The sequence below is a fragment of the Marivita sp. genome, assembly GCF_022763305.1.
Taxonomy (GTDB): domain Bacteria; phylum Pseudomonadota; class Alphaproteobacteria; order Rhodobacterales; family Rhodobacteraceae; genus Marivita.
On record NZ_JALEGT010000021.1, the window covers coordinates 35,607 to 47,240 of the forward strand.

An 11,634-nucleotide genomic window follows, 5' to 3' on the forward strand; every position below is an offset into this window, starting at 1 on the left:
GCTACTGCCAAGCGCGGGCAGGGAAAACCCCGATCAGGCGTCAATCGGTTCGATCAATTCCGGCCCCGAGGCGCGGTTCGAATTGACACGCCGGTCGACCCGGTGAAAATCCATGGCGTCCTCGGGCGCGGCCTGCATCAGGGTCGCCGCCCCGTGCCCGGCCTCCCCGAGCCAGAGCGCCCAATCCTTGGCGTGCAGCGTCACTGGCTGGCGGTGGTGAATGGCCGACATCCGATCATTGGCCGCCGTTGTGACAATGGCGCAGGTCCGATGCGCAACCCCGTCCCGCTCCCAATCCTGCCAGACCCCGGCAAAAACCAGCAGCTCTGCATCTGCCGGATGGATGTACCATGGCAGGCGGTTGCCCTCTTCGTCCTTGGTCCATTCAAAAAACCCCGTCGCCGGGATCAGGCAGCGCCGCTCCCGGCAGGCTGCCTTGAAGGCGGGTTTTTCGGCAATCGTCTCGGCCCGCGCGTTGATCAGCAGCGGTCCGCCGTTTTCAGCCTTGTACCAATGCGGCAGAAATCCCCAACGCATTGCCACCAGCCGTCGTTGCCCCTCCACCGTATGCACTGCATGCACGAGGTTGGTCGGACAGATGTTGTAATTCGGAAGATCAGGCAAGGCATTTGCCGGCACCGCATCGAAGAGCTGTGCCATCGCATCATGCGGCAGGGTCAGGGCGAAACGTCCACACATGGTCGGTGTGGGCCGGACACAAAGGCCCGGCCCCTCCCAGTCTTACTTGTTCACGGTGATCCGACCATCCGTGTAGGGCTGATACGGCCCCACCTTGGCAAGGTATTCTGCCGTGACATCGGCCAGATCGGGACCGTAGTCATAGGCATTCATCGCGTCCCGGAACATCCGGTACCCGTCGCCGCCATTGCGGACATAGTTGTTGGACACCGCGCCATAGGTCGCGTCCGGATCAAGCGGCGCGTCGCCGACCATCACGTTGGACACCCGGCTGCCCGGCGCCTGCGTCAGATCGACGGTAAAGCTCATGCCCGCCACCTGCGGGAACCGGCCAGCGCCCTCTTCGACCTGGCTCACGCCGTTTTCGAGCGCGGCAAGGATCTGCGCGCCCGTGACCTCAAAGGTCGACAGCGTGTTCTGGAACGGCAGCACCGTGAGAACCTCCCCCATCGTGACTTCGCCCGCGTCGATCGACGCACGCAGACCACCGCCGTTCTGGATGGCGATCTGAACGCCCTGATCTTTAACGCGGTCGAGCATCGCATCGGCCACAAGGTTGCCCATCGGGCATTCCATCGCGCGGCAGACATCGCGGCTGCCTTCAATGGCCTCGGCAGTTTCGGCGACGACGCGGGTCTTCATTTCTTCGATGGGGCCAGCCAGTTCGGCCACGCGGGCAACGATGTCCGGGTCCTCTTCGACCGATGCATCCAGAAGGATCGTGTCACCTTCGGCATAGGTCAGGTTGCCCGCGTCATCGAAGTTGAGAACCAGATGGCCCACATATTTCGAATAGGCATAGGCCTGCACCACCGGCACGAGCGTGCCGTCTTCCTGGCTGGCAAATGTCGGGTAAGCGCCCTGACGATCCGGATCGGTTGCCGAAAGGTAGGTGTGGCTGTGACCGCCGACCACGGCATCAAGTCCGGACACAGCCGCCGCGATCTCGAGATCCCGTGGAAGCCCCACATGGGTCAGCGCGATGATCTTGGTGACCCCCTCTTCCGTCAATGCGGCGACATCGGCCGCGATGCTGTCGATCTCATCCTGAAAGATCACTGCCTCCGAGGGCGACGAGGTTTCCACGGTGTCGGTGGCCAGTGCCGACACGATGCCGATCCGTTCACCACCCACCTCAAGCACGACATGGTTCTGTACCTTCTCGGCAAGAATGTTCGACTGGCTGACATCGAGGTTGCCAGAAATCACCGGGAAGGACACATTGTCGATCAGCTTCAGCAGACCTTCATCTCCATCGTCGAACTCGTGGTTGCCCACGGCCATGACGTCGAATCCGATCTTCTCCATCATCTCGGCTTCGACATCGCCCTTGTAGGTCGTGTACATGAGCGACCCCTGATACTGGTCACCCGCATCGACGACGATCACGTTCTGACCGTCCAGTTCGGCGCGCAGCTGGTCGATCATGGTCTTGACCCGCGCAACGCCGCCAAAACACTTGCCCTCGGCATTGTCTTCGGCGGAACAGGTCGAATCGAAGCGGTTGATCGGTTCAATACGGCTGTGCAAATCGTTGATGTGAATCACGTGCAATGTGTACTCGGCCTGCGCCATGCCGGCGGTCAGCGCCAAGGCTGCGGCACTTGAAAGAAGTCGGTAAGACATGTGAGTCCTCTCTGTCGGATTATTATGCGGCAATCGTGCCTTGCTGCGCGGGGGGAGTCAAAACTTACGCAAGGGACGTTTGCCTATTTGGCCATAGGACGCAAAACCAACAGGCAGATGACAGCGCTTGACGCGACGCCCGGCACGCGGCACATCCCTTCGCATGATCTACAAAATCCTCCGCTCCGACGAATGGGCCGCGCTCCAGACCGATGGCGAAACCGCTGGTGCGCCGATTGATGTCGCCGATGGCTATGTGCATTTCTCGACCGCCGAGCAGGTGCGCGAAACAGCGGCCAAGCATTTTGCCGGCGCGGACGGTCTGATGCTTCTGGCCTATGACGAAACCGCAATGGCGGGCGACCTGCGCTGGGAACCGTCCCGTGGCGGCGCACTCTTTCCGCATCTCTACAGCCCGTTGCGGCTGGCCGATGTGGTCTGGGCCAAGCCCCTGCCCTGCAATGGCGAGTGGCACGAATTCCCGGACGATCTTGCATGAGCCTGCTGGAACAGGCCGGGCTGCGCCTTCTGCATCGGTTCGACCCCGAAATCGCCCATGGCATGGCGCTCACCGCGCTGCGGTTCGGCCTTGCACCAACCATTGGAACGGTCACCAGCACCCGGCTGCGCACGACGCTGGCCGGGATGACGCTGGCCAACCCGGTCGGCCTCGCTGCCGGCTTCGACAAGAACGCCACCGCCCTGCGCCCGCTCTCCCGTGCCGGGTTCGGCTTCATCGAGGTGGGCGCCGCCACCCCGCGCCCGCAACCCGGCAACCCGAAACCGCGCCTCTTCCGCCTGACCGAGGACCGCGCAGTCATCAACCGCTTTGGCTTCAACAATGACGGCATGACGGCGATCGCGGCCCGGCTTGCCGAGCGTCCCCGGGATGCGGTGATCGGCTTGAACCTCGGCGCAAACAAGGACAGCGACAACCGCGCGGGCGATTTCGCGACCGTTCTGGCCACATGCGCCGCGCATCTTGATTTCGCCACGGTGAATGTCAGTTCCCCGAACACCGAGAAACTGCGCGATCTTCAAGGAAAAGAGGCCCTTTCTGCCCTGCTGGCGGGTGTCATGGAGACGCGAAACGCCCTCGACCGTCCCATTCCGATCTTCCTCAAGATCGCGCCCGACCTGACCGACACCGAAATCGCAGACGTGGCCGAGGTCGCGCTGAGTTCCGGCATCGACGGGCTGATCGCCACCAACACCACGCTTGACCGCGACGGGCTGAGCTCAGCCCATCGTGATGAAAAAGGCGGGCTGTCGGGCCGCCCGCTTTTCGAGAAATCAACCCGCGTACTCGCGCAGCTCTACCGCGCCACCGAAGGAAAGCTGCCGATCATTGGGGTGGGCGGCATCGCCTCTGCCGAAGACGCCTATGCCAAGATCAAGGCCGGCGCGTCGGCCGTACAGCTGTACTCTGCCCTCACCTACGAAGGGCTGAACCTCGTGCCAAGGATCGCCCAGGGCCTTGACGATCTGCTCAAAAGCAATGGCTTCAAGTCCGTCTCCGAAGCGGTCGGGACCGCAGCCTGACCTCTTGTCTTCTCTGGTTCAAAAATACTTCGGGGTCTGGGGCAGAGCCCCAGATTTTCCGTTGTTCGGAAAATCCCTGCTTCCGGCCTGCTAAAGCCTCACAGGGACGCGGGTTGCCGTAATGAACTCCCGGATCAACCCCGCATCCTTGACGCCGGGCGCGGATTCGACACCCGAGGACACATCCACCTGTTTCGCTCCGGTCAGGGCAATCGCCTCTGCCACGTTGTCGGGCGTCAGCCCTCCAGCCAGCAGCCATGGTTTTGGCCACCGCCGCGCCGAAATCAGCCGCCAGTCGAAGGACACGCCGTTGCCCCCCGGCAGCACCGCGTTTTTCGGCGGCTTTGCATCGACGAGAATCTGATCGGCCACCTCGGAATAGAGATCGAGCGCCGCAACATCCTCCTGATCGGCCACACCGACCGCCTTGATCACCGGCAGTCCGCAGCGCGCGCGCACGTCGCTTACCCGTTCCGGGGTTTCGCTGCCATGCAACTGGATGAAATCGAGGGGCACCTGCGCCATCAGGTCGTCCAGAAAGGCGTCATCGGCGTTCACCACCAACCCGACCTTGGCCAGACCGATCGGGGCTTCGACCGCCAGGTCGCGTGCCACGTCAAAGGACACGAAACGCGGGCTTTTGGGAAAGAAGTTCAGGCCGATATAGGCCGCACCCGCTTCGGCGCAGGCATGCACGTCCTCGGGCCGGGTCAGCCCGCAAATCTTTGTCCGAATGCCAGGAGTCATGGAGCGGCTCAGCTCGCCTCGTCAAGAAGTGCCAGAACCTCGTCCTTGTCCTTGTCACGCTCTGCCTTGGTGCGGCGCAGCTCACGCTCCAGACGCTTGACCTCGGCCTGACGCTGGGCAGCCGCCGCCCGATGTTTGTGCTCGCGCAGCCATTCCCAGACAAAACCGATCAGCAAACCGGCGACGATACCGCCGAAGATCACAATGAAGAGCGGCAGTTCGATCGACCGGTTCATCCCGGCAAGGTCGGACAGGCCAGAGGGCAAAAGCTGCAGCATCACCGTGCCGCGATTTGCCAGAGCCACGGAGACCAGCACAATGGCCAGCGCCGCAAGAAATGCATAGCGGATATATCGCATCAGTTCGTTTTCCCGTTCAACCTGTCCCGAAGCAGTTTGCCGGTCTTGAAAAACGGCACATGCTTTTCCTCAACCTCGACCGCTTCGCCGGTGCGCGGATTGCGTCCGGTGCGGGCATCGCGCTTCTTGACCGAAAACGCTCCGAAGCCGCGCAACTCCACCCGGTCGCCGCGCGCCATGGCATCGATGATCTCTTCGAAGATCGTGTTCACGATCCGCTCGACATCGCGCTGGTACAGATGCGGATTGTCATCGGCAATCTTCTGGATCAACTCAGACCGTATCATCGTCTAACATCCCTCTCGCCGCACGCCCGTTTCGTGCTGTTATTTCAGGTGAGTATACGCAGGACATTCCAGAACGGAAACCGCGGCGTGTGCGGGTTTGGCAGAAAGTTCAGCCAAATTAAGCGGTTCAAAGCCACCCGGACTGCCAATTTCCGCAAATTGCGACATCGTCCGCGCGTCTTGGCCGTGTTGAAGTTACATTACGATTCGCATGTCAAACCCCGTGCCCTGACCACGTTCCCGACGCTTGGCTCTGGACATCCCGTGCCTCTACTGGCTCATTGCTGCCAAACGGACACGGGGAGGAAAACCGATGAAATTGCTGCGCTTCGGAGAGATGGGGGCCGAGAAACCGGGACTGCTCGATGGCGAAGGGCGGATCCGCGACCTGTCCGCCCATGTGAACGACATCGACGGAGCCGCGCTGTCGAAGCACGCGTTGGACCAATTGCGTGCCGTTGATCCGACCAGCCTCCCGGTGGTGGATGGCACTCCGCGCATCGGCGCCTGCGTCGGCAATGTCGGCAAGCTGATCGCCATCGGGCTCAACTACGCCGATCATGCCGCCGAGGCGAACATGGCGCTGCCTCAGGAACCCATCGTCTTCTTCAAGGCGACCTCCTCGATCTCGGGGCCGAATGACCCTGTTGAAATCCCCCGCGGGTCCACCAAGACCGATTGGGAGGTCGAACTGGGTGTGGTGATCGGCAGCCGCGCGAAATACGTCTCCGAAGCCGAGGCGCTCTCGCATGTGGCAGGCTACTGCATCGTCAACGATGTCAGCGAGCGCGACTTCCAGCTTCACCGCTCGGGTCAGTGGGTCAAGGGGAAGTCCCATGACACGTTCGCGCCCATCGGCCCTTGGCTTGTCACGGCAGATGACGTTCCCGATCCGCAGAACCTTGCCATGTCGCTGTCTGTCAACGGCAGGACGATGCAGAACGGCAGCACGCGCACGATGCATTTCTCAGTAGCGACCGTGATTTCCCACCTGTCGCAGTTCATGACGCTGGAACCCGGCGACGTGATCGCAACCGGCACCCCGCCGGGCGTCGGCATGGGGCAGTCACCCCAGGTCTATCTGTCGGCGGGCGATACGATGGTCGTCACGGTCGAAGGTCTTGGCGAACAGCACCAGACCTGTATCGCGGCCCGGGACTGAGGCAGATCAGGACCGGGCACTGGCTGGCGGACTGATTGTTTTCAAATCGAAGGCGATGTCACGGCTTATCCACCCGAGGAGTCGAAAGGCGTTGCACCATCGCCTTGACCTGTTCGACCGCGCGTAATGCGGATGGCGTGCCGCAAACCCAGTCAGAGGTGCTGTGCAGAACAGGAAACCCGGCAAGCACGGGATGCGTCGTTATGGCTTCGGCCTGGGACGACCCCGCGTAGCTGGGTGAACTGATCAGGAAATCGGGCTTGCGCAAAACGATCTCTTCCAGCGAAATCCGCCCGTTTCCGACAAAGCCCAAATCGTCAGACAGGTTGCGGGCTCCGCCTGCCGTCAGGATGCTGTGGCTCAGAGTGCCTTCCCCCAAGGCAAATCCGTTGGGGTAAAAGAACGCCGCCGAAGGAGCGTCCTCATCGAGTGTCGTGAACTGCGCAAGCCGGTCCTCGACCTCCATGGCAAGGTTTTCCGCGACATCTCCGCGATTGAGAACACGGCCCATCTGCCGAATGTGATCGGGGATTTCATCGAGCGACGTCGTCAGCGGAAACTGGACGACGTCAATCCCAATGGTGCGCAGCATGCCGATCAGCGACGGATCCGTGAAGGTTCCAGCGACGACAATGTCAGGCGTGGCGACCGCGATTTCCTCGGCTTGGGCACTGTTCTTGGCAAAGTTTGCAGCATCCGCCGCCATCGCGGATGAGCGCGGGTCATCGGACAGCTCGCTTAAAGACACAATCTGCGCCGGGTCCGCCACGAGCATCACAAGCTGGTCGGTGCACAGATTGACAGAGACCACGCGCGGCAGATCATCAGCGCCGGCCCGCATCGGGGCCAGCGCCACGAGCAAAAGCGTCAGAAGACGCTTCATCGTTCAAAACGAGGTTTCGATGCCGAAACGAATTGTACGCTCCGGAGCATTGAAGCCTGTGACTGTTTCATAGTCGACATCGGCCACGTTATCGATGGCAGCATAGGCCGCGGTCGAATTCGTGATGTCGTAGCGCGCCGACAGGTCAACGACAGTGTAATCGTCAAGCCGTGTCGGCGTGCCAAAGCCATCAAGAATATCCGCAACGCGCGAGACATTCATGCCAAGCTGAAGCCGATCCGTGACATCCGCTTCAAGCGCAAGCGACAGGTCATGACGCGGCACACGCACCAGACGCTCGCCATCTGTCTCTGCTTCGGTCAGCGTATAGCTGCCAGACAGGCGCAGCCAGTCCAAGACCGCGTAGGAACCGCTCAACTCCAGACCTTTGGTCGTCGTTTTTCCGTCCAGCTGTGTATAACATCCGAAAGACTGCGACGGCAGGCAGTTCGACGAGGTCCCGAAGCCGATGAGGTCTTCGATCTCGGTATAGAACAGAGTGGCGCGAACCGATCCACGGTCGCCGTAAGCGTGTTCCAGCCCGAGGTCTATGCTGCGGCTGGTTTCCGGATTCAGCGTCGTGCCGCCAGCATAGGGGCCAAAGCGCTCGTAGAGGGACGGTGCGCGATAACCGGTTGCGATGGACGTGCGCAGCGTCGTGGCATCGCTGAGCGCATAGGAGAGCGCCGCGCGGCCAGACAACTGGCCATCGAAATCAGAGTAATCGTCATAGCGCAGGGTCAGCGACAGTTCGATGTCACTGCTGGGCCGCAGCTTGACCTCGCCAAAGACCGCCGAGTTCGCCGCTTCGTAGTCCACGCCATCCAGCGAAGAGCGCTCTTCGGTCCAGTCGGCTCCGAATGCCACGTCAAGCGTCGGAGAGATTTCGCCGGTTGCAAGATACGAGACTGCGTCCCGCTCTCCGATGAACTCTCGTGTGAAACCACCGGCATCAAAGCGGTCCGTTTCGAACCGGCTGAACGACAGTTCGTGCGACCAGCCGCCCACCAGATATTCGCCAAAAACGCGCGCGCCCCGCCGCACCACGTCGAGCTCTCCGGACGCGTCCGTGGTGGAGCGGTCAAATTCCGACGTGCTTTCGGCCCAAAGCGCGTTGACGCCCACGCGGATCGCATCGCTGACCTCATACGCTGCAAAGACGTTCGCCGTACTCTGTGCGAATCCGTCGTTTTCCGTGTCGGTCGGGCGGGCCGAGAACCCTTCCGACGTGACGCGACCAAAACTGAACGCAAGTTCGGCACGGTCATCACGGTAGCCAAGACTCAAAGACCCGGCATAGGTTTCGAAACTGCCTGCCTCGACGGTTGCACGGCCCGAAACGCCATCGACGTCCGGCCGCCAGCTTTCGATCTCGACGACACCGGCGATGGCATCAGAGCCGTAAATCGCGGATTGCGTACCTTTGACAACGGCCACGCGATTGATCGTCCCGGTGGTCAGCGTGCCGAAATTGAAGCGGGTTTGGGTGATGGACGGATCGGTTACGTCGATCCCGTCGATGCGAACACCGACATAGGCATCCCCAAGACCGCGAATCCGCAGCGCCGCTTGCGTGCCCAAGCCACCATTCGAGGTGACGGACACGCCCGGCAAAGCTGACAGTGCGGCGGCCGTGTTCAGCCCTTTGACCGTCAGGTCCTCCGAGTCGGCGATGTCGATCGTGGCCCCTGTCGTGTCGAGGTTCGTTGGCAGCAGCCCGCCGAAGACGACGATTTCGCCAAGGTCGATGATGTCGCTGCCTGCGTCTTGAGCCGCAACGACGGACGGCGCGACAAGCGTCGTGCAAAGAAGTAGTTTGGTGGTGAGGCGCTTCATAGCTCTGGTCCCAGCCATTATCCGATGCAAAGGCATCGCGTGTTTCAAAAATCTGGGACATGTCACATGCCCGCAGACGGTGATGGACACCACTGCGGACGTGCCGCCGCCCTGACGCACCCCGCGTCCGGACTGGGTGTTGGCTCGCGGCAGGTCTCCTGACTTGCGGGTCGTCGCTTTGCTGGCCTTCCCAACGCCTGCGGCGTCAGTGGCATCTGCAGCATCGCTCACCGCTTACAGTTGCGGGGGCAGTCACGGAATTTCCGACCAAAGGCCGAAGCACCGCGTTCCCTTTTCACCCAGCACAACCGCACCGGGACCGAAAGCAAACCCATATGCGCTCAGGTCTTCTTTCCGGTCAAGAGGCGCAATCTGCGGGCCGTTGAATTCTCGCGCAGATGCGGCAATCCGCCGTCCGACGGATCTGGAGTACGCTTTCGACGGGGTCCCGGAGGTGCCAACGATTTTACAGTTCTGATCGGCTTTGATGATGTGAACGCCCCCGGACGCATCAATTGCACACTCTAGGGTTAGGTGTTCAGTCCCGGCATTTGGTGGATCGGGTCTGAATTGAATCTGTCCGACTCTGATGTCCAAATCTTGCAGATGTATTCGCAAGGAGTGAGTCCGTTGAGGGACATGATCCTCCAGCGCGAACTCATGGAACAGAGCCGGTTGCGACTCCTGCCGCCGTCCCATCATCGCCAATCCTCCCATACCTTGCAGGAGTTGAATCAGTCGATAGCCCTTCGATCAAGCACGAGTTTTTCAACGAAACACGCCCAAACAATCCAGCCAGAACTCCATGACCAAGGCCTGCAGCTTGCTCACCCAGAATCCGCGACGCGCTCCCAGAACGACGCTTTGCGGGCGTGATTTGCCTTCAGTCCGTCGAGATATTCCTCGTGCGACGGGTGCCCCGCATAGTCCGGTATCGCCATGTCCGCTGACGCGCAGGACGCGAGGTGGCGGGCGGCGTGGCCGTAGCGGCCTGAGCGGGACTTGGTCAGGGCGAAGTCGATCATTGAGCGCCACAGCAGGACGGCGGCCAGGGGGTGCGTGGGCGTCAGCGCATCGGCAAGCGGGGTCAGGATGTCATAGGCATCGCCATCGATCTCGGTGTGGCGGGACAGGACCAACTGGGACGCGAGGGACATGTCCTGAACTTGCAGGCAGTAGGCCAAGGCCGCGTCGATGACCGGAAAGGCGAGCACATGCTGGCGGGCGGCGTCTTCGGCTTCGATGTCCTCGAAATCCGGCAAGAGCTTGAGGTGCCGGCGCAGCGCATCTGGACACAGGCGCTTTTCGAACCGCGCCCACAGGGCATTGCGGAGGTCATCCTTACGGCCCAGCGCCTCGAGGCAGGCGAAATGCGCCTCATCAAGGTCGGCGGTGTCAAACCAGTGGTCGGTCGGCAGGGCACGGTCGACAAGCTGCAGCGCCTCTTCGGCGCGGCCAGCGGCCAGCAGGCGTGTCGCGGCCTCGGGGGCGATGGTGTGGAAGGTCAGTTGTTCGGCTGTGTACCGGGCCAGCCAAGCGTCGACGTCCCCTTGCAGATCGGCGACATCCTGCAGGATCATCTCGACAGTCCGGTCGCGGGCGACACGCGCGCGGTCTTCGCGCTGTGCGGGGTCTGTGATGAATTCGTAGAGAACCAGATCGGCCTCGGTCAGCGGCGCAGATCGCGCAGCCTCTGACAGTACCTTGAGATGCGCCAGACCGGTGTCACCCAAAGCCTCTGCCAAGGCATGGACGGCATGATCGAACGCGCCGTAGCCATCGACTGAAACCGCCTCGAAAACGTCTTCCGCGAGAGCCTTGGGGTCTTTGGTCAGGGATGGCGCAACACGCGAGATCGCGTCCATCGCGTCGCGCATCACGTCGCCGATCGTGCCCCAGCTGTCGTCCGTGCGCTCATGAATACCGGCCGCCAGATGTAGCTGCGCCCAAAGCAAGTCGAACGCCAGGTCCGGCGCGTCAGGCGCGATGCCTGTTTCGATCAGCTGCGTGAGGTCGGACAGTTCCTTGGCCAGCGTCTTCTGCGCCTTGCGGGAGATGAAGCTGCGGCCCCGCCGAACCTGCGCAAACCGCTTGCGCACATCGGTGGCGATGGTCTCGGTGCCCTGTTCCGCCGCAAGCGCCATGCGCACGCGCCGCTGGCGGGCCGCGTCGCCTTTGACGCTTTCCAAGAGCAGGTCGGCCAAAACATCTGCGCCCAGGGTCAGCAAGTTCGCCTTGTTCAGAGCTTTTCCCGCCATTGCCGTCCTCCTGTGCCGCAACTCCAGACCGGAATCTAAATATAGAAAAGGCGCCCCTTGGGCGCCCCATATCTAGCTCGAACCGTCGTCTTCGCGAAATCTTTGCCCGATTCCGTGCTAACTTTGCCCCGATTTACAAAAATCAGTGCGTCCAAGCGCCCTTGCGATCAACTGCGAAGTTTTCCGCATATCCGCGTCGCCGGATATTGGGTTTGCGCTTGTTTGGGGTGAGCTG

At 61.6% G+C, this 11,634-nt stretch carries 11 protein-coding genes, 2 pseudogenes and 1 riboswitch; of the genes and pseudogenes, 3 read left to right on the forward strand and 10 right to left on the reverse strand.

Annotation, left to right across the window (positions count from 1 at the left end; genetic code table 11):
• Nucleotides 1–33: 33 nt before the first annotated feature.
• Nucleotides 34–699, reverse strand: coding sequence for an SOS response-associated peptidase (locus MRY75_RS04190; RefSeq protein ID WP_292305896.1), 666 nt, complete (start codon nucleotides 697–699; stop codon nucleotides 34–36).
• 42 nt (nucleotides 700–741) lie between these two features.
• On the reverse strand, nucleotides 742–2,325 hold the full coding sequence (locus MRY75_RS04195) for a bifunctional metallophosphatase/5'-nucleotidase (RefSeq protein WP_292305897.1): 1,584 nt from the start codon (nucleotides 2,323–2,325) through the stop codon (nucleotides 742–744).
• 163 nt (nucleotides 2,326–2,488) lie between these two features.
• On the opposite strand from MRY75_RS04195, the gene MRY75_RS04200 reads away from it, so the two are divergent.
• Both MRY75_RS04200 and MRY75_RS04205 read left to right on the forward strand, forming a co-directional pair.
• Nucleotides 2,489–2,824: a DUF952 domain-containing protein gene (locus MRY75_RS04200; protein ID WP_292305898.1), complete on the forward strand. Its 336-nt coding sequence runs from the start codon at nucleotides 2,489–2,491 to the stop codon at nucleotides 2,822–2,824.
• Nucleotides 2,821–3,867 (forward strand): quinone-dependent dihydroorotate dehydrogenase, encoded by a 1,047-nt coding sequence (locus MRY75_RS04205; protein WP_292305899.1) that lies wholly within the window; start codon nucleotides 2,821–2,823, stop codon nucleotides 3,865–3,867. Before MRY75_RS04200 ends, MRY75_RS04205 begins: the two co-directional genes overlap by 4 nt.
• A gap of 90 nt (nucleotides 3,868–3,957) precedes the next feature.
• On the opposite strand, the gene MRY75_RS04210 is transcribed toward MRY75_RS04205, so the two are convergent.
• From MRY75_RS04210 to ihfB, 3 genes are read right to left on the reverse strand one after another with little or no spacing between them, the layout of a single operon-like run.
• Entirely contained in the window at nucleotides 3,958–4,614 is a 657-nt protein-coding gene (locus MRY75_RS04210; RefSeq protein ID WP_292305900.1) for a phosphoribosylanthranilate isomerase, read from the reverse strand.
• An 8-nt stretch (nucleotides 4,615–4,622) separates the two neighbouring features.
• Nucleotides 4,623–4,973 carry a LapA family protein gene (locus MRY75_RS04215; protein ID WP_292305901.1) on the reverse strand — a complete coding sequence of 117 codons (351 nt, stop codon included), beginning with the start codon at nucleotides 4,971–4,973 and terminating at the stop codon, nucleotides 4,623–4,625.
• Nucleotides 4,973–5,260, reverse strand: coding sequence for an integration host factor subunit beta (gene ihfB / locus MRY75_RS04220; RefSeq protein ID WP_292305902.1), 288 nt, complete (start codon nucleotides 5,258–5,260; stop codon nucleotides 4,973–4,975). Before ihfB ends, MRY75_RS04215 begins: the two co-directional genes overlap by 1 nt.
• Nucleotides 5,261–5,573: 313 nt before the next feature.
• Here ihfB and MRY75_RS04225 point away from each other — a divergent pair, with 313 nt between their 5' ends.
• A complete protein-coding gene (locus MRY75_RS04225; protein ID WP_292305903.1) occupies nucleotides 5,574–6,422 on the forward strand; it encodes a fumarylacetoacetate hydrolase family protein in 849 nt (282 codons plus the stop codon).
• Nucleotides 6,423–6,480: 58 nt separating this feature from the next.
• On the opposite strand, the gene MRY75_RS04230 is transcribed toward MRY75_RS04225, so the two are convergent.
• From MRY75_RS04230 to MRY75_RS04250, 5 genes and pseudogenes are all read right to left on the reverse strand, one after another.
• Nucleotides 6,481–7,305, reverse strand: coding sequence for an ABC transporter substrate-binding protein (locus MRY75_RS04230; RefSeq protein ID WP_292305904.1), 825 nt, complete (start codon nucleotides 7,303–7,305; stop codon nucleotides 6,481–6,483).
• Nucleotides 7,306–7,308: 3 nt separating this feature from the next.
• Nucleotides 7,309–9,141 carry a TonB-dependent siderophore receptor gene (locus tag MRY75_RS04235; protein WP_292305905.1) on the reverse strand — a complete coding sequence of 611 codons (1,833 nt, stop codon included), beginning with the start codon at nucleotides 9,139–9,141 and terminating at the stop codon, nucleotides 7,309–7,311.
• Nucleotides 9,142–9,271: 130 nt separating this feature from the next.
• Nucleotides 9,272–9,480: riboswitch (cobalamin riboswitch) on the reverse strand.
• Between the two features lie 191 nt (nucleotides 9,481–9,671).
• A pseudogene (locus tag MRY75_RS04240) lies at nucleotides 9,672–9,788 on the reverse strand (IS481 family transposase); the annotation flags it as partial.
• Nucleotides 9,789–9,968: 180 nt separating this feature from the next.
• A complete protein-coding gene (locus MRY75_RS04245) occupies nucleotides 9,969–11,399 on the reverse strand; it encodes a DUF6880 family protein (protein WP_292305906.1) in 1,431 nt (476 codons plus the stop codon).
• A 142-nt stretch (nucleotides 11,400–11,541) separates the two neighbouring features.
• A pseudogene (locus MRY75_RS04250) lies at nucleotides 11,542–11,634 on the reverse strand (ETC complex I subunit); the annotation flags it as partial.